Genomic DNA, 16,538 nt, shown 5'->3' with positions numbered 1-16,538 from the left:
TGGTCGGACGCTATTGCGCAGCCCGTGCTGACTGCCACTCAGTGCATAGGCGTGCGCACAGCGGGTAGGGACTGCTGCATCGTCTCTCGCTCGCGAAGCCGTCGTCAGGAGTAGACCGTGCTGCAACTGCCGCATCAGCCCCTGCAGGTCGCCGCCGTCCCTCCCCAGCGCACCCCCGCGCGGGAGGACCAGGCCGGCCCCTGGCATTCGGAGGCGGTGTGCCGCCGGGATGAAGCCGGGCTGTTCTTCGCCCCGTCGAAGGAGCCGACTGCTGCCAGGCTCGCCCGCGAGGAGTCCGCGAAGCGGGTCTGCGCGCGCTGCCCGGTGATGATCGAATGCCAAGAACACGCGCTCATGCAGCCGGAGCCGTACGGGGTGTGGGGCGGGCTCACCGCCGCCGAGCGCCGTGTGGTGCTGGCCCGGCGCAGACGTCGCGAAATGGAGCGCAAGGCCTCGTCCGCCGCCGCCGGCGCGACGGGCCGGATCGCTGCGGCGGGCTGACCGGAGCCGGCCGGTCGGGCCCCGTACGGCCGCTACGCGAAGAGGCGCCCCCACCGCACATGGGGGGCGCCTCTTCGCGTTCTGCTGCCGGCGGTCTCCGGGACGGGGCGGGACCGTTCCCGGGCCTCCGGGCCTGCGGACCTCCGGGCCTCCGGGCCTGCGGACTTCCAGGTCTGCGGGACCGTCCTGGTTCCCTACTTCGCGCGGTCGAAGTCGATCGCGCTGTAGGCGCGCAGCTTCGAGAGCCGGTGCGTGGAGTCGATCTTCCGGATGGTGCCGGACTTGGAGCGCATGACGATCGACTCGGTGGTCGCCGTCTCCGCGCGGTACCGCACGCCCCGCATCAGCTCGCCGTCCGTGATGCCGGTCGCGACGAAGAACACGTTGTCGCCGCTGACCAGGTCGTCGGTGGACAGCACCCGGTCCAGGTCGTGCCCGGCGTCCAGCGCGCGCTGCCGCTCGGCCTCGTCCTTCGGCCAGAGCTTGCCCTGGATGACACCGCCGAGGCACTTTATGGCGCAGGCCGAGATGATGCCCTCGGGGGTGCCGCCGATGCCCATCAGCAGATCGACGCCGGTCCCCTCACGGGCGGCCATGATCGAGCCGGCGACATCGCCGTCGGAGATGAACTTGATCCGGGCGCCGGTCTCGCGGATCTCCTTGACGATGCCCTCGTGGCGCGGGCGGTCGAGGACGACGACCGTGACGTCCTCGGGGGCGGAGTTCTTCGCCTTCGCGACCCGGCGGATGTTCACCGAGACGGGGGCGTTGATGTCGACGAAGTCGGCGGCCTCGGGGCCGGTGACCAGCTTGTCCATGTAGAAGACGGCCGACGGGTCGAACATGGCGCCGCGGTCCGCGGCGGCCAGTACGGCGATCGCGTTCGGCATGCCCTTGGCGTTCAGGGTCGTGCCGTCGATCGGGTCGACGGCGATGTCGACCTCGGGGCCGGTGCCGTCGCCGACGCGCTCGCCGTTGAACAGCATGGGGGCTTCGTCCTTCTCGCCCTCGCCGATGACGACGACGCCGTTCATCGAGACGGTGGAGACGAGGGTCCGCATGGCCTTCACGGCGGCGCCGTCGGCGCCGATCTTGTCGCCGCGGCCCACCCAGCGCCCCGCCGCCATGGCGGCGGCCTCGGTGACCCGGACCAGCTCCAGGGCGAGGTTGCGGTCGGGGGCCTCGGGGGAGACCTCAAGCTGGGACGGCAGATGATGCTCGGACATCGGAGCGCACCTTTCTGTACGGCGACGACCGGAAGAGGGTGCTGTGACTCTATCGTCAGGTCGACAAAATGAGCAGACCGGGTCACTTATGAGCGGCTGCCCCCAGGTCGGGCCCGCCAGGCCTAATGCGACCATGGACCCGTGGCTAGCAAGCGAGGCAAGCAGACGGTGCGGGACATGTTCCTGTCGATGGCGGTCATCTCCGCTGCGGCGGGGGTTGTTTACATCTTCGTTCCGCACGACGAGAACGCCAACCCGGTCAAGGCGGTCGACTACCGGGTCGAGCTCCTGACGGCCCGCCGCGCGGCGCCGTACCCCGTGGCTGCCCCGGACGGACTGGCCGAGAAGTGGAAGCCGACCTCGGTCAGCTACGACCGCAAGGCGGGCAACAGCTGGCACCTGGGCTTCCTCGACCCGGAGGGCAAGTACGTCGCGGTGGAGCAGTCCACGTCCCCGGCGAAGAAGTACGTCACCGAGGTCAGCCAGGACGCCCGGAACACCGGGCGTACGAAGCAGGTGGCGGGCGAGACCTGGCAGCACTGGGAGGGCTCGAAGTACGACGCCCTGGTGCGCCACGACAAGGGCTCGACCACCGTGGTCACGGGTTCCGCCTCGCCGGAGCGGCTGGCGGAGATGGTCGCCGCACTCAAGACTTCCTGACGCCGTACGGAAAGGCCCTGAAGCGCCGAATCCGGTGCTTCAGGGCCTTCTCCGTACGCCGCGGGCGCGGCGGTGGCCGGACCTCGGGCGGTCCGACTCGGACGGGATGACTCAGACGGTCGTGACGACCTCGTCGTAGCCGAGGCGCGGCAGACGCGGGAACCAGGCGTCCTCGCCCGGCTTGCCGATGTTGACGACCATCAGCAGGCTGTGGTCGCTGTCCAGGAACTCCTTCTCGATGCCCGAGGCGTCGAAGCCGGTCATCGGGCCGGCGGCCAGGCCGGCGGCGCGGACGCCGATGAGGAAGTACGCGGCCTGCAGCGCGCCGTTCAGCGCGGCGGCCGACTCACGGACCGGGCGCTCGGAGAAGAACGCGTCCTTGGCCTGCGGGAAGTGCGGCAGCAGGGCCGGGAGCTCCTCGTGGAACTCGTTGTCGGTGGCCAGGATCGCGACCAGCGGGGCGGTCGAGGTCTTCGGCTGGTTGCCCTCGGCCATGTGCTTCACGAGGCGCGCGCGGGCGTCGTCGGAGCGGACCAGGACGACGCGCAGCGGCGACTGGTTGAATGCGGTCGGCCCGAACTTGACCAGGTCGTAGATCGCCTGGACCTGCTCCTCGGTCACCGGCTCGTCGGTGAAGGTGTTGGCGGTGCGGGCCTCACGGAAGAGGAGGTCCTGGGCGGCGGGGTCAAGAGCGAGGGACATCGTGCGTATTGCCTTCCGGACGTACACATGGATCGACTGACGCGGATCACGGTAGCCCGGAGATAGGTTAACTTTCAACTAAAAGTGTCTCGGGGTGATCAGTTCCACACCGGCCCGGGTGTCCCGGGTGTCCCGGGGGTCACCGGGTGGCCTCGGCAGCCACAGGGACCACAGGCGCCGGAGCGGGCTCGGTGGCCACCGGACGTTCCGGCAGTCACCGGACGTCCCGGGTGCCCCGGCGGTCCTGGCGGCCACAGCGGCCACCGGGTGTCCCGGAGGTCACCGGGCGTCCCCGTGAGTCTCAGCCGTTGTCGGCCGCTGCCGTCGCCGTCTTCGTTGCTGCTGTCGTGCCGCCACCGCCGCTGTCCTGGGAGTCGGCCGGACCGGCCAGTGCCGCGTCCAGCCGGGCGCGCGCGCCCTCCAGCCAGTGCCGGCACACCTTCGCCAGCTCCTCGCCCCGCTCCCAGAGCGCGAGGGACTCCTCCAGCGTCGTACCGCCGGCCTCCAGGCGGCGCACCACCTCGATCAGCTCGTCACGTGCCTGCTCGTAGCCGAGCGTGCCCGTGGCACCAGCCGCCGTAGTCGCGTCGTCCGTCATGCGTCCCACCCTACGTTCCGGCCCACGGGGAGCCCGTGACCTCGTCCGTCCATGATCCTGACCCCGTTCACCCGCTCACCCGCACCGCGAACTCGCCCCCCGAGACCCGTGCCCGCAGCACCTCGCCCGGCGCTCCCGCGTCCTCGGGAGCCCGCACGACGTGGCCGTCGGGCCGCTGCAGCACCGCGTAACCGCGCTCCAGCGTCGCCGCGGGCGACAGCGCGACCACCCGCGCCCGGGTGTGGGCGAGCTCCGAATCGGCCCGGTCCAGCAGATGCCCCAGCACCCGCCGGCTCCGCCCGACCAGCGCGTCGATCTCCGCCGCGCGCTCGTCCACCATCCGCTGGGGGTGCTCCATCGACGGCCGGCCCAGGGCATGCGCCAGCCCCCGCTCCTCCTGGTCCAGCAGCCCCCGTACCGAGCGCAGCGCCCGGTCGCGCAGCTGCCGCACCCGGTCCAGCTCCTCGCCCACGTCCGGCACGATCTTCTTCGCCGCGTCCGTCGGCGTGGAGGCGCGCAGGTCCGCGACCAGGTCGAGCAGCGGCGAGTCCGGCTCATGGCCGATCGCCGACACCACCGGCGTGCGGCACGCGGCCACCGTCCGGATCAGCTGCTCGTCCGAGAACGGCAGCAGGTCCTCGACGCTGCCACCGCCCCGCGCCACGACGATCACATCGACGTCCGGCAGGTCGTCCAGCTCCTTCACCGCCTGGACCACCTGATTGACCGCGTGCACACCCTGCACCGCCGCGTTGCGCACCTCGAAGCGCACCGCGGGCCACCGCCGCCGGGCGTTCTCCAGCACATCGCGCTCGGCCGCCGACGCCCGCCCGCAGACCAGACCGATCAGCTGCGGCAGGAACGGCAGCGGCTTCTTCCGGTCGAGCGCGAAGAGCCCCTCCGAGGCCAGCGACTTCTTCAGCTGTTCCAGGCGGACCAGCAGCTCACCGATGCCGACCGGCCGTATCTCCGTGGCCCGCAGGGACAGCTGGCCGCGCGGCGCGTACCACTCCGGCTTGGCGAGGACGACGACTCGCGCACCCTCCGTCACCACATCCGCGATCCGGTCGAAGACCTGCCGGAAGCACGTCACGCTCACCGAGATGTCCTGCGACGGGTCGCGCAGCGTCAGGAACACCACCCCGGCACCCGGACGCCGCGACAGCTGGGTGATCTGCCCCTCGACCCAGACCGCACCGAGCCGGTCGATCCAGCCGCCGATGAGCCGCGACACATCACCTACGGGCAGCGGAGCTTCCGCGGACGTTTGGAGAGCCATGCGAGCGAGCGTATCCGCCCCCACCGACAGACCGGGCGCCATCCGCCCCGCCGACAACCGGGCTGCCACGACAGCAACCTCGACAGCGGCCACGACAAGGGCAGCGCGAAGACCGCGCCCGCCCGACTCACGCCCCTCCACACCGCCAGGCCCTCACCACGTACACCGCTCACGGCCAACGACCAACGGGCCACCCCCACCGCCCCCGGCCCGCACCACCCCCGACTCACCTCACCCCGCCGCCCCGGCCCGTACACCAAGCCGCCACTGCACCGCGAGCACCACCAGCCCCACCGCGAGCCAGCACGCCCCCACCACCTGGGCGCTCCCGGTCGCCTCCACGATCACCGCGATCAGCACCCCCGCACCCACCACCGGCACCAGCACATGCCGCCACCAGCTCGGCGGCCCCGCCATCCGGCGTACGGCGAACCAGCCGACCACCGACGCGTGCAGCAGCACGAAGGCCGTCAGCGCGCCGATGTCGACGACCGACACCAGATGGTCGAGCCCGTCGTCCCGCCGGGCAGCCCACACCGCGGCGATCAGCGTCACCGTCGCGGCCAGCAGGATCGCGATCCGCGGCACCCCGGACCGCGGATCGACCCTGGAGAGCACCGACGGCAGCCGCCGCTCCCTGGCCATCGCGAAGAGCAGCCGGCCGGCGGCCGCCTGCCCGGCCAGTGCCGCGAAGGCCGCCCCGATCGCCTTGCTGACGGCCACCAGATCGTGCAGCCAGCTCCCGACCGCCGAGTCCACCGTGTCGTAGAAGGCCGATCCCTGCGCGGCCGGATCGGCGGCCAGTTCCGCCGACGTCATCGGTTCCAGCAGCGCGGCCAGATACGCCTGCGCCACGAACAGCACACCCGCCAGCACCAGACAGAACAGCAGCGCCCGGGCCACCTTCGCCGAGCCCCCGGTCACCTCCTCCGCGAACGAGGCGATCGCGTCGAAGCCCAGATACGACAGCACGGCCACCGACACAGCCCCGAGCACCGCCGCGGCGGAGAAGCCGGAATCACCGGTGAGCGGGGTCAGCCAGCCACGCTGCGCCCCGTCCCGTGCGAGTACCACCACCGCCGCCACCAGGAACACCAGCAGCACCACGATCTCCATGGCGAGCACCGCGAAGCCGACCCGGGCGGCGGCCCGCACGCCCCACAGGTTCAGCAGTGTGGTGACGACGACGGCGAGCGCCGTCCACACCCACCGCGACACCGAGGGCACCAGAGAGTTCAGCGCGATCCCGGAGAAGAGATAGGCGACCGCCGGGATCAGCAGATAGTCGAGCATCGCCATCCACCCGGCGATGAACCCCGGCCCCTCCCCGAGCCCCTTGCGCGCATACGCGAAGACGGAACCCGCCAGCGGGGCGACCCGCACCATCTGGGCGTAGCTGAACGCCGTGAACGCCATCACCACGGTCGCCGCGACATAGACCAGCGCGACCGCGCCGTCGGACTTCGCGTCGAGCGTGCCGAACACCCCGACGGGCGCCATCGGCGCGATGAACAGGAGCCCGTAGACCACCAGATCCCGGAACCCGAGGGTCCGCCGCAGCCGGCCGCCCTCCTGATGCGCCCCCGTCGTCGCCTCCGCGCCCCCGCCCGTGCCGCTGCCGCCGCTGCCGCTCTCCGACATGGGCCCTCCCTGGATCGCGTACGGATCAGTCTCGTCAGTCTGGCCACCGGGCCGATCTTCCGCGCGTTCGACTCGGCCTTACGATGGGTCGCATGACTGCTACGACACCTCGCCGCGTCCTGCTCGCCGCTCCCCGTGGCTACTGCGCGGGCGTGGACCGTGCCGTGATCGCCGTGGAGAAAGCCCTGGAGCAGTACGGCTCCCCGGTGTATGTGCGCCACGAGATCGTTCACAACAAGTACGTCGTACAGACCCTGGAGAAGAAGGGCGCGATCTTCGTCGAGGACACGGCGGAGGTTCCCGAGGGCTCGATCGTGATGTTCTCCGCGCACGGTGTCGCGCCGACCGTGCACGAGGAGGCGGCCGAGCGGAAGCTCGCCACGATCGACGCGACCTGCCCCCTGGTCACCAAGGTCCACAAGGAAGCCGTCCGCTTCGCGCAGGACGACTTCGACATCCTCCTGATCGGCCACGAGGGCCACGAGGAGGTCATCGGCACCTCCGGCGAGGCCCCCGACCACATCACGCTCGTCGACGGCCCCGAGGACGTCGCCGGTGTCGAGGTGCGCGACCCGTCGAAGGTCGTCTGGCTCTCCCAGACCACGCTCTCCGTCGACGAGACGATGGAGACGGTCGGCGCGCTCAAGGAGAAGTTCCCGCTGCTGATCTCGCCGCCCAGCGACGACATCTGCTATGCCACGCAGAACCGCCAGATCGCGGTGAAGCAGATGGGCGCGGACGCCGACCTGGTGATCGTCGTCGGTTCGAAGAACTCCTCCAACTCGGTCCGCCTGGTCGAGGTCGCCCTCGGCGCCGGTGCGAACGACGCCCATCTGGTCGACTTCGCCGAGGAGATCGACGAGGCCTGGCTGGAGGGTGTCTCCACGGTCGGCGTCACCTCCGGGGCGTCGGTTCCCGAGGTGCTGGTCGACGGCGTCCTGGCCTGGCTGTCCGAGCGTGGCTTCGAGGACGTGGAGATCGTGAAGTCGGCCGAGGAGTCCATCACCTTCTCGCTGCCCAAGGAGCTCCGCCGCGATCTGCGCGCCGAGGCCGCCGCCCTCTCGGAGAAGTAGAGCCCGGGCATCGCTCTGCTCCGCTTCCGGGACGTTCCGCTTTCGGGAAGTGGGCCGGGCACCCTGCCCGTACCGTGGACTGCATGCAGATCTTCGGTGTGGACATCGGCGGATCCGGGATCAAGGGCGCTCCCGTGGACCTGGATCGCGGAGACCTGGCGCAGGAGCGCCACAAAGTACTGACACCGCACCCGGCCACGCCCAAGGACGTGGTCGAGTGCGTGGCCGAGGTCGTCGGCCACTTCGACTGGCAGGGCCCGGTGGGCGTGACCTTCCCGGGCGTCGTCACCGGTGGGGTCACCCGTACCGCCGCCAACGTCGACAAGGGCTGGATCGACGCGGACGCCCGCGGGCTGATCGGCGACCGGCTGGGCCTCCCCGTCACCGTGCTGAACGACGCGGACGCGGCCGGCGTCGCGGAGATGACGTTCGGCGCGGGCCGGGGCCGCAAGGGAACCGTGATCGTGCTGACGCTCGGTACGGGGATCGGCAGCGCCCTCTTCGTGGACGGCCGGCTCGTACCCAACACCGAGCTGGGCCATCTGGAGCTGAACGGCCACGACGCGGAGACGCACGCCTCCACCAAGGCCAAGGAGGACGAGGACCTGAGCTGGCACCACTGGGCGCACCGGGTGCAGAAGTACCTGGCCCATGTGGAGATGCTGTTCTCGCCCGAGCTCTTCATCATCGGCGGCGGGGTCAGCCGCAAGGCCGACAAGTTCCTGCCCCTGATCGAGCACGTGCGGGCCGAGATGGTCCCCGCGGAGCTTCAGAACAACGCGGGCATCGTCGGCGCCGCAATGGCGGCCGGCGGCAGCTAGACCCTGTCCGCCCGGCGTCGGCCCTCCGCGCCGCTCACCGGCGCGGGCGGCGCGGTCCCTGCGAGGAGGGGCGCGCCGTCTGCGCGGCGAGCAGCATGCGACGCTGCCGCTGACGCATCAGCCGTACCTTCCGTACGGTCGCGATGAGCCCGGCGATGAGCGTTCCGCCGTACAGCCACCCGGCGTGCATGGCGAGCGCGGTCACGACCGCCATGGTCTGGCCGCCGAACCCGCCCGTGCCTCCGGCGATCGGGACGACGCCGACGGCGAACGCGATCGGCACGATGATCGGCGCGGTCACCAGGTCCGCGGGCCGCACCCACAGCGCGGTCAGCGCGCAGACCGGCAGGAAGAGCACACCGAACACCACCGACGAACCGTCGAGGACCAGCAGGTCGAGGCAGGCCAGTACGAACATGGTGGCAGCGGCGAAGAGCCCGGCACCGATCCCGGTCAGCCGGGGATTCGGCAGCCTGCGCAGCGCGAGAACGACGGGCGGCACCGGACGCGAACGGCCCTCCGGCGCGCTCACCACCCGGTAGACGGTCGCGGTCTCCTCGATGGTGCCCTGCGGGGACGGGGACGGGGACGGGGACAGCGGGGCCTGGCGAGACTGCCTGCGCTGCGGGGGACGTGTCCTGTGCTGCTCCACCGGGACAACGTAGGTCGCCGGGCAGCAGGAAGCAGGTACAGGACACGCCCTTTGCGCGACCTGGGGGATGAGTTCGATGCCACACGGCCGAACGGGAACCGAATCGGCACCCGGCACGGGAACCGAATCGGCACCGGACACCGAACCGAATCGGCACCCGGCGCGGAGCCGAATCGGCGCCCGACCGGACCCGTGGGGACCCGGTCGCCCCCGCCCGTAAACTGGAGAATCGACCCACCCGGGCCCGCATTACCACTCCACTCCTCAGGAAGTCGCCAACGTGTCGCTCACGATCGGAATCGTCGGCCTGCCGAATGTCGGCAAGTCGACCCTGTTCAACGCCCTGACCAAGAACGACGTGCTGGCGGCCAACTACCCGTTCGCCACGATCGAGCCCAACGTCGGCGTCGTCGGCGTCCCGGACGCCCGGCTGAACAAGCTGGCGGAGATCTTCGGCTCCCAGCGGCTGCTTCCCGCGACGGTCGACTTCGTCGACATCGCAGGCATCGTCCGCGGCGCCTCGGAGGGCGAGGGCCTGGGCAACAAGTTCCTCGCGAACATCCGCGAGTCCGACGCGATCTGCCAGGTCATCCGCGCCTTCAAGGACGAGAACGTCGTCCACGTCGACGGCAAGGTCTCGCCCAAGGACGACATCGAGACGATCAACACCGAGCTGATCCTCGCCGACCTCCAGTCCGTGGAGAAGGCCGTCCCCCGCCTCACGAAGGAGTCCCGCCTCCAGAAGGAGAAGGTCGCGGTCCTCGCCGCGGTCGAGGAGGCCCAGAAGATCCTCGAAGCGGGCGACACCCTCTTCCACGCCGGCATCACGGCCTCCACCGAGAAGGGCCGCCTCCTCCACGAGCTGCACCTCCTCACCACCAAGCCGTTCCTCTACGTCTTCAACGTCGACGAGGACGAGCTGGTCGACGAGGACTTCAAGAACGAGCAGCGCGCCCTGGTCGCCCCCGCCGAGGCGATCTTCCTCAACGCCAAGATCGAGTCCGAGCTGATCGAGCTCGACGACGATGAGGCCCTGGAGCTCCTCCAGTCCATGGGCCAGGAAGAGCCCGGCCTGGCCACCCTCGGCCGCGTCGGCTTCGACACCCTGGGCCTCCAGACCTACCTCACGGCAGGCCCGAAGGAAGCCCGAGCCTGGACGATCAAGAAGGGCGCCACGGCCCCCGAGGCGGCCGGTGTGATCCACACCGACTTCCAGAAGGGCTTCATCAAGGCGGAGATCGTCTCCTTCGAGGACCTGGTCGAGACCGGCTCCGTCGCCGAGGCCCGCGCCAAGGGCAAGGCCCGCATGGAGGGCAAGGACTACGTGATGCAGGACGGGGACGTTGTGGAGTTCCGCTTCAACGTCTGATTGGACGTGAACAACGGCCTGACCTTGGAGAAGACAGGTCAGGCCGTTGTGCTGTCCGCAGCTGTCCGCAGCAGTCCGCAGAACCGGAAGCGGCTGCGCGTCGTCGACCGTGGAGCGGTGACCGACGTCTATGGCCCACACCGCCAGTTCCCCGTTGTCGATGGTGTGGACGACGCGATAGAAACGACTACCCCGAGTGCGCGACTATGTGCAGACTGCCACCGCGCCCTAAGGGTCAGTCGGTGTGTCTGCCAAGAGTCGCGAAGGTCATCGCTAACCTCCATGTTGCTAACATTGTTGTTAGTGTCATGGGCGGAGGTCGAGCAGACGTGGTGGATTTTGTGGGGCGTCGCCAGGAGCTGGCGACGTTGGAGCGAGAGCTGCAGAAGGTGGCGGCAGGGATCGGCGGGGAGCGGCCCGGTCGGTGCGTGATGTTGCGTGGGCGGCGCCGGGTGGGCAAGTCGCGGCTGGTCGAGCGGTTTGCGGAGCGCTCCGGAGCCCCTTTCTTGTTCTTCGCTGCGACTGGCGCATCCCCCAGGGATGATCTGGCACGGCTGGCCAGGGACGCCCAAGTGTCGACGCTGCCGTTGGCGGGGCTGGTGGCCGCCGCGCGGCCGGAGAACTGGGATGCCGCGTTCGATGTGCTGGCCGCAGCGCTGCCCGCCGACCGGGTGAGCGTTCTGATCATCGACGAAGTGCCGTATCTGATGGATACCGACGGCGCCTTTGAAGGGATGCTGCAACGGGCCTGGGACCGGGTGCTGGAGACCAAGCCGGTGCTGCTGGTCCTCATCGGCTCCGATCTGTCGATGATGGAGGCACTGAACAGCTACGGACGCCCCTTCCACCAGCGCGGCCGGGAGATGGTGCTGGGACCGCTCGACCCCGCCGAGGTGGGGCAGATGCTTGGGCTGGATCCGGCGGAAGCCTTCGACGCCGCACTGGTCACCGGCGGGCTGCCGCTGATCTGCGCGGAGTGGCCGCGCGGCGCAGGGCTGTGGGACTTCCTCGGCGAGGTGCTGAGCGATCCGGTCTCGGCCCTGCTGGTGTCGGCCGAGCGTTCGCTGGCCGCCGAATTTCCCCCGCAGGTACAGGCACGCAAGGTGCTGGCGGCCATTGGGAGTGGCGAGCGGACCTTCACCAATATCGCCCGTGCAGCCGGCGGGATCGGGGCCACGCCGCTGCAGCGAGCTCTGGAGCTGCTTACGGACAAACGGATCGTCGTCGGCGAGCTGCCTGTATCGCTGCGCCCGTCGAAGGACCGCCGCTACCGGGTGACAGATCCGTACCTGCGGTTCTGGCTGCACATGCTCGGCCCGTCGATGGAGGAGATCGAGCGGGGGCGGGGCGATCTGACCTTGGCGCGCATCCGGGAGAACTGGACCAGCTGGCGTGGTCGGGCCGTCGAGCCTCTTGTCCGTGAGGCCCTGGCACGGATCCTGCCCGACGACCGGCTGCCCGCGGCCCCCGCAGTGGGCGGCTACTGGACCCGCACCAACGACATCGAGATCGACATCGTCGGGGCCGACCGCGCCCCCATCGCCAAGGAGCTGTTCTTCGTCGGCTCCATCAAGTGGCTGGAGCAGTCGCCCTTCGACCGGCATGACTTGGCCGCTCTGCATCGGCACCGGGCCGCCCTCACCGACGAACCTGTTCCAGTCGTGGCGGTTTCGCGTAGTGGAGTCGATTGTCCGGGGCTCGACGCCATCTACGGCCCCGGCGATTTGCTGACTGCCTGGCCGCTGTGAGTGGCGGATGCCAGGTGAGGTACGGCCGTCCGACAAGGGGCCGGATCTCGCGCACTCGTACATCCGTCTGCGGAACCATCCCCCGAATCTCTCGTGGCTGAGATCGAGTTCGAGGGCCGCCACGGCCCGTGGGTCGCAGGATGGCCGCCCGGTCTCGTGGTCCGCCCAGCGGACCACAAGGTCGAAGAGGTGGTCGGGCCGCCCGACGGCCAGGGACCGCTCGCCGAAGCGGACGACGACGTTCACCCGGTCGTCGGTGGTCAGACCGCGGAGCCCGGTGGCATGACCGATCCAATTCATGAGGTCGTCGCGCGGCCCGGGGAAGTCCGCCCAGAAGTACGTCCGTACCGCGTCGGCGTAGGCCAGCCGCCCGAAGTGGAGCCGCCCTTCCAGGTCCCGCTCGATCCCGAGCGTCGCCAGTCGCTCCCCGAAATCCGTCCGTGCGAGCTCGGTTGTCGTTTCTTCCTCGTGGTGCCTCACCGTCCTCATCAAGCCGTGCCACGCCTCGTAGACGGTGTCGGCGCGGGCCTCCTCGAACACTGCCGCCGCAAGCAGCAGGGCCCGCTCGGGCGCAGTGCGGACCGTGGCCACCCGCCGGCCCACCTCACCGGCACGGTCGGTCACCGTGTGCATCGCCTGGTCGAGCCATCCCGCGAAGTCGATGCCGAACCGGCCGCTGTCGCGAGCAGACCTCACCAGCCCCGCGAGCCGCGCCAGTTCCCGCATGGGGGAGCGTTCGCACAGGCGCTGCAGGTCGTAGCTCCCCAGGTCCGTGGAGTGGAAGGCCATCCGGTCCATACGGAGGTACCGGGTGACGACGGCGATCCCCCGAGGGCGCCCCAGCGCCACCGTGTGCGGTTCGAGCTCCGGTACGTGGGCGTGCTCCATGCCCGACGGCAGGACGACCACCATGTGGGCCCCCGCCTCCTGGACCTGTGACCGGCGCACGATCAGGAGGCGCTGGGCCTTGGCATACGCCTCCTCGTCGGCGATCCCGGAGAGGTCGAGGAGGAAGCGGTCCCCCTCGCCGGGGGCGAGAGTGGCCTCGTCCTTGTCCGTGGCGGGAAGCTCCTCGAACCGGTCCTCCTCCTGCTCCTCTTCAGCGTCTGCGTCCTCACCGAGCTCGTGCAGCAGCATGATCGCTGCGGTGCGCCGGCCGCTGCCGGGCGCAGCCTCCAGCAGCACCACCGATCCGGGCTTCTCCAGGCAGTCGGCGGCGATGCGATAGCCCACCGGCCGAACGAACCGGTCGGCCAGGCGCACCCGGTCCTCTCGGACGATCCGGAGGGACTTCGGGTGTGAGTAGTTGAGGTACAGGAAATCCCGGCGAGATTGATCTTGCTGCGGTTCCACACTCCTGATGAGGCCCGGGTGTGCTGCATACGGCAGCGGTCTCATCCTCTTCGGGTTCGGGCCAGGGGCCGAAGGGACCGCGTTCCCCGGGGCCGGTGGCGCCGAGGAGGCCGGGGTCCTTCCAGCGGTGCAGCGGCATGGGGATCACTGCGAGTTTCCGTTCCGGGCCTGTGAGAGCAGCTGGGCCATGACGTCATCGGTGCCGTGCTGAGCCTGGCGGGCCAGGTCGTCCAGCACGGTGTCGCCGTCGAGGACTTGTGCGGTGAGCCGTTCCATCAGCTCCGGGTCGGTGCCGCATCCGCGGCCGGTGATGCGAGTGCGGACCGGGCGGCGCGGGCCGATGACCTGTGCGTCGTCGGACGTGGCGGCTTCCTCGGCTTCGGCGAGCGCCCGGTACAGAGAGGCGACCGACGGGGGCGTCCCGCGTTCTTGCCCGCCTTGAGCGACAGCTTTTTCGCGATGTCGGGGACAGGGGCACCCTTGTTCTTCAGCGCGACGGCGAAGGTGAGCATGCCGTCGCCGACGACCCCGGGGCGTCCGCCGTGGTTGCCCTTGGCAGCGGCGGTCTGCTGGCCCTCCAGGGTCTTCTCTCGGATGTAGTTGCGGTCGAGTTGGGCGGCGACGGCGAGCACGGCGAAGAACATCGCTCCCATGCCGTTGGGGTCGTAGATGCCGGTGAGCGGGCCGGTGAGGAGTTCGAGCTGGACGCCGGCGTCCTGAAGCTGGCCGGAGAGGGGCATCAGCTCAGCGGCGTTGCGGGCGAGGCGCTTGAGTTCGTGGACGTTGAGGATCACCTCCTGGTCGGGGGCGGCCTCCTTGATGTCGTACGCGAGCTTCAGCGCCTTCTCCAGCTCCGGCCGCGTCTTGATCCGGGTGGAGATCTTCTCGGAGAAGATCTGCTTGCCGCTTGATCGGGCGTCAGATCCACCCGCGCAGTCTGTCAGAACCGTCTCGCACAACATGCTGGTTCTGCGAGGGGTTCTGCAAACGGCGACCTGCGGATTCGTGAGCGGCTCCGGGGCGTTCGCAGAACTCTCGCAACTGATCATTCGTGAGAATCACGCAGCACCCGGCCGTAGCCGCTGCGCTTGGGTACGCGGGCCGAACTGTTCCGTGTACAGAAGCCCCGGCCGCGCCTGACGGTTCAGCCCCTGAGGGTGTTGAGCCAGCCGGTCAGCAGACCGTTGATCTCCTCGGGGCGTTCCTGCTGGATCCAGTGGCCGCAGCCCTCTACGAGGTGGGAGGCGGTCAGGCCGGGGAGGGTGGTGGGGAAGGCGTCGATAGCGTCGGACATCCAGGTGGTGGAGGCGTCCAGGGCGCCGCCGATGAACAGGGACGGCTGCTTGATCGGGGCGCCGCGGTGGGGGGCGAGGTCTTCCCAGTCGCGGTCCACGTTGCGGTAGCGGTTGAGGGCGCCGGTCAGACCCGTGCGCTCGAACTCTCCGGCGTAGACGTCGAGGTCGTCCTCGGTCAGCCAGACCGGGAGGATGCCGACGGGGAAACGGTCACGCAGCTGGCCGCCATGGGCGACGAAGTGCGGGTCGGGCTCGCCCTGGGCGGGCATGGTGTCGGCGGACAGGGCGGCGTAGAAGCCCGCGAGCCAGCCCCGCACGTCAGGCTCGATCTCCATCTCGGCCCGGCCGGGCTCCTGGAAGTAGGAGACGTAGAACTCCTGCTCGGGGCCGCCGATCTGGCCGAAGATGTCGGTGGGGCGGGGGCCGCCGGGTGGCGCGTACGGGACGCTCAGCAGGGCGACGGCCCGGAAGACCTCGGGGTGGAGCAGGGCGGAGGCGGCGGCGATGTTGGAGCCCCAGTCGTGGCCGACGACCACCGCGTTCTCCTCGCCGAGGGCGTGCACGAGGGCGACGTTGTCCTCCACCAGGTCCAGCATCCGGTAGGCGTCGGTCGCCGCAGGCTTGGAGGAGCGGCCGTAGCCGCGCACGTCGATTGCCACCGCCCGGTAGCCGGCCGCGGCGAGGGCCGGGAGCTGGCGGCGCCAGGAGTACCAGGACTCGGGGAAGCCGTGCACGAGCAGGACCAGCGGGCCGGTGCCCTGCTCGACCAGGTGAAGGCGCCCGGCCGGGGCCTCGACGGTGCGGTGGCGGAGTGCGGCGGACGGCTCGGGCTGCATGGGGGCTTCTCCTCGGTTCGCGGGTGGATGCAGGTACGCATCGATCATGCGGCGCGACGACCGTCCGACGCGATTACCCTTGCCACTCTGGCAAACTTGCAGGACAGGATGGTGGAGCGGCACGTCCGGAAGGGGGCAGAGCGGGTGACAGGCGACGACGTGGCCGACACGCTGGCGGCGATGGGCCCCCGGCTGCGGGCCGCGCGCGAACACCGCGGCTCCACGCTCACCGGCGTCAGCTGCGCGACCGGCATCTCCCCGAGCACGCTGTCGCGGATCGAGACCAGCCGACGCAAGCCCACCCTGGAAGCGGTGTTGAAGTTGGCGAAGGAGTACGGCGTCTCCCTGGACGAGCTGACCGGCACCGCCCCCGCCGCCGAGCCCCGCACCTCCGCGCTCCAGCGTTTCGGCGACGACAAGGCGGTGCTGCCGCTGACCCGGTACGTCGGGGGCCTGCACGCCCACAAACACGTCCTGCCCGCCGTCCAGGAGCCGCCCGCGCGGCCCCGGCAGGTCTCCCACGATGGCTGGGAATGGCTGTGCGTCCTGTACGGGCGGCTGTGGCTCGCACTCGGCGACCAGGACCTCGTCCTGAGTGCCGGGGACGTCGCCGAGTTCGACACCCGCAATCCCCACGGGGTCGCGAACGCCGGCCCCGGCGGCCCGGTCGAGTACCTGATCATGTTCGGGCCGCAGGGAGAGCGCCTGCGACCGCGCACCCCGCCCGCCCCCGGCCCCAGGGCCCGGTAGCAAGCAGCGAACGAACGGCCTGACGTCCTGGATA

16 protein-coding genes are annotated in these 16,538 nt (G+C 70.3%); 7 read left to right on the top strand and 9 right to left on the bottom strand.

Annotated features, from left to right (window positions below; genetic code table 11):
- The first annotated feature begins 117 nt into the window (after positions 1–117).
- Positions 118–501 carry a WhiB family transcriptional regulator gene (locus ABZ622_RS09930; RefSeq protein WP_360541855.1) on the top strand — a complete coding sequence of 128 codons (384 nt, stop codon included), beginning with the start codon at positions 118–120 and terminating at the stop codon, positions 499–501.
- Positions 502–695: 194 nt separating this feature from the next.
- Here the strand turns inward: ABZ622_RS09930 and glpX are convergent, their stop codons facing one another.
- Positions 696–1,727 (bottom strand): class II fructose-bisphosphatase, encoded by a 1,032-nt coding sequence (glpX, locus tag ABZ622_RS09925; RefSeq protein ID WP_124716631.1) that lies wholly within the window; start codon positions 1,725–1,727, stop codon positions 696–698.
- A 141-nt stretch (positions 1,728–1,868) separates the two neighbouring features.
- On the opposite strand from glpX, the gene ABZ622_RS09920 reads away from it, so the two are divergent.
- Positions 1,869–2,387, top strand: coding sequence for a DUF4245 domain-containing protein (locus ABZ622_RS09920; RefSeq protein WP_360541854.1), 519 nt, complete (start codon positions 1,869–1,871; stop codon positions 2,385–2,387).
- Positions 2,388–2,498: 111 nt separating this feature from the next.
- Here the strand turns inward: ABZ622_RS09920 and ABZ622_RS09915 are convergent, their stop codons facing one another.
- The 4 genes from ABZ622_RS09915 to ABZ622_RS09900 all read right to left on the bottom strand — a co-directional run bounded on the left by ABZ622_RS09915 (position 2,499) and on the right by ABZ622_RS09900 (position 6,607).
- Complete coding sequence (locus ABZ622_RS09915; RefSeq protein ID WP_360541853.1) at positions 2,499–3,089, bottom strand: malonic semialdehyde reductase; 591 nt, start codon at positions 3,087–3,089, stop codon at positions 2,499–2,501.
- 301 nt (positions 3,090–3,390) lie between these two features.
- Positions 3,391–3,687, bottom strand: a complete 297-nt coding sequence (locus ABZ622_RS09910) for an exodeoxyribonuclease VII small subunit (RefSeq protein ID WP_360541852.1) — start codon at positions 3,685–3,687, stop codon at positions 3,391–3,393.
- A 67-nt stretch (positions 3,688–3,754) separates the two neighbouring features.
- A complete protein-coding gene (xseA, locus tag ABZ622_RS09905) occupies positions 3,755–4,966 on the bottom strand; it encodes an exodeoxyribonuclease VII large subunit (RefSeq protein ID WP_360541851.1) in 1,212 nt (403 codons plus the stop codon).
- A 231-nt stretch (positions 4,967–5,197) separates the two neighbouring features.
- On the bottom strand, positions 5,198–6,607 hold the full coding sequence (locus tag ABZ622_RS09900; RefSeq protein ID WP_360541850.1) for an APC family permease: 1,410 nt from the start codon (positions 6,605–6,607) through the stop codon (positions 5,198–5,200).
- An 83-nt stretch (positions 6,608–6,690) separates the two neighbouring features.
- Between ABZ622_RS09900 and ABZ622_RS09895 the strand changes: the two genes are divergently transcribed.
- Both ABZ622_RS09895 and ppgK read left to right on the top strand, forming a co-directional pair.
- Positions 6,691–7,680 (top strand): 4-hydroxy-3-methylbut-2-enyl diphosphate reductase, encoded by a 990-nt coding sequence (locus ABZ622_RS09895; protein ID WP_259933528.1) that lies wholly within the window; start codon positions 6,691–6,693, stop codon positions 7,678–7,680.
- 83 nt (positions 7,681–7,763) lie between these two features.
- The gene (gene ppgK, locus ABZ622_RS09890; protein WP_360541849.1) at positions 7,764–8,501 is read left to right on the top strand and encodes a polyphosphate--glucose phosphotransferase; all 738 of its coding nucleotides are present in this window, start codon (positions 7,764–7,766) and stop codon (positions 8,499–8,501) included.
- A 34-nt stretch (positions 8,502–8,535) separates the two neighbouring features.
- On the opposite strand, the gene ABZ622_RS09885 is transcribed toward ppgK, so the two are convergent.
- Positions 8,536–9,033: a DUF6542 domain-containing protein gene (locus ABZ622_RS09885; protein WP_360541921.1), complete on the bottom strand. Its 498-nt coding sequence runs from the start codon at positions 9,031–9,033 to the stop codon at positions 8,536–8,538.
- A gap of 400 nt (positions 9,034–9,433) precedes the next feature.
- Here ABZ622_RS09885 and ychF point away from each other — a divergent pair, with 400 nt between their 5' ends.
- Together ychF and ABZ622_RS09875 are read left to right on the top strand one after the other, a co-directional pair.
- Positions 9,434–10,522, top strand: a complete 1,089-nt coding sequence (ychF, locus tag ABZ622_RS09880; protein WP_072483973.1) for a redox-regulated ATPase YchF — start codon at positions 9,434–9,436, stop codon at positions 10,520–10,522.
- 329 nt (positions 10,523–10,851) lie between these two features.
- Positions 10,852–12,270 carry a DUF234 domain-containing protein gene (locus ABZ622_RS09875; RefSeq protein ID WP_360541848.1) on the top strand — a complete coding sequence of 473 codons (1,419 nt, stop codon included), beginning with the start codon at positions 10,852–10,854 and terminating at the stop codon, positions 12,268–12,270.
- 1,497 nt (positions 12,271–13,767) lie between these two features.
- Here ABZ622_RS09875 and ABZ622_RS09870 read toward each other — a convergent pair.
- From ABZ622_RS09870 to ABZ622_RS09860, 3 genes are all read right to left on the bottom strand, one after another.
- Positions 13,768–13,899, bottom strand: coding sequence for a hypothetical protein (locus ABZ622_RS09870; RefSeq protein ID WP_360541847.1), 132 nt, complete (start codon positions 13,897–13,899; stop codon positions 13,768–13,770).
- Positions 13,899–14,585: a recombinase family protein gene (locus ABZ622_RS09865; protein ID WP_360541846.1), complete on the bottom strand. Its 687-nt coding sequence runs from the start codon at positions 14,583–14,585 to the stop codon at positions 13,899–13,901. Before ABZ622_RS09865 ends, ABZ622_RS09870 begins: the two co-directional genes overlap by 1 nt.
- 182 nt (positions 14,586–14,767) lie before the next feature.
- Positions 14,768–15,754, bottom strand: a complete 987-nt coding sequence (locus tag ABZ622_RS09860) for an alpha/beta hydrolase (protein ID WP_360541845.1) — start codon at positions 15,752–15,754, stop codon at positions 14,768–14,770.
- A gap of 144 nt (positions 15,755–15,898) precedes the next feature.
- On the opposite strand from ABZ622_RS09860, the gene ABZ622_RS09855 reads away from it, so the two are divergent.
- Positions 15,899–16,504, top strand: coding sequence for a helix-turn-helix transcriptional regulator (locus ABZ622_RS09855; RefSeq protein ID WP_360541844.1), 606 nt, complete (start codon positions 15,899–15,901; stop codon positions 16,502–16,504).
- Positions 16,505–16,538: the final 34 nt, after the last annotated feature.

Source organism: Streptomyces sp. NPDC007164 (genome assembly GCF_040634135.1).
Taxonomy (GTDB): Bacteria; Actinomycetota; Actinomycetes; order Streptomycetales; family Streptomycetaceae; genus Streptomyces; species Streptomyces sanglieri.
The sequence above is the reverse complement of the archived record's forward strand: the minus strand, read 5'-3'. Positions and strand labels throughout refer to the sequence as shown.

Excerpts from the sequence above, each read along its gene's own strand:
- ppgK (WP_360541849.1), top strand. The coding sequence starts at position 7,764 with ATGCAGATCTTCGGTGTGGACATCGGCGGATCCGGGATCAAGGGCGCT.
- ABZ622_RS09860 (WP_360541845.1), bottom strand. The coding sequence starts at position 15,754 with ATGCAGCCCGAGCCGTCCGCCGCACTCCGCCACCGCACCGTCGAGGCC.
- ABZ622_RS09865 (WP_360541846.1), bottom strand. The coding sequence starts at position 14,585 with ATGTTGTGCGAGACGGTTCTGACAGACTGCGCGGGTGGATCTGACGCC.
- glpX (WP_124716631.1), bottom strand. The coding sequence starts at position 1,727 with ATGTCCGAGCATCATCTGCCGTCCCAGCTTGAGGTCTCCCCCGAGGCC.
- ABZ622_RS09900 (WP_360541850.1), bottom strand. The coding sequence starts at position 6,607 with ATGTCGGAGAGCGGCAGCGGCGGCAGCGGCACGGGCGGGGGCGCGGAG.
- ABZ622_RS09870 (WP_360541847.1), bottom strand. The coding sequence starts at position 13,899 with ATGGAACGGCTCACCGCACAAGTCCTCGACGGCGACACCGTGCTGGAC.
- xseA (WP_360541851.1), bottom strand. The coding sequence starts at position 4,966 with ATGGCTCTCCAAACGTCCGCGGAAGCTCCGCTGCCCGTAGGTGATGTG.
- ABZ622_RS09915 (WP_360541853.1), bottom strand. The coding sequence starts at position 3,089 with ATGTCCCTCGCTCTTGACCCCGCCGCCCAGGACCTCCTCTTCCGTGAG.
- ABZ622_RS09895 (WP_259933528.1), top strand. The coding sequence starts at position 6,691 with ATGGGTCGCATGACTGCTACGACACCTCGCCGCGTCCTGCTCGCCGCT.
- ABZ622_RS09910 (WP_360541852.1), bottom strand. The coding sequence starts at position 3,687 with ATGACGGACGACGCGACTACGGCGGCTGGTGCCACGGGCACGCTCGGC.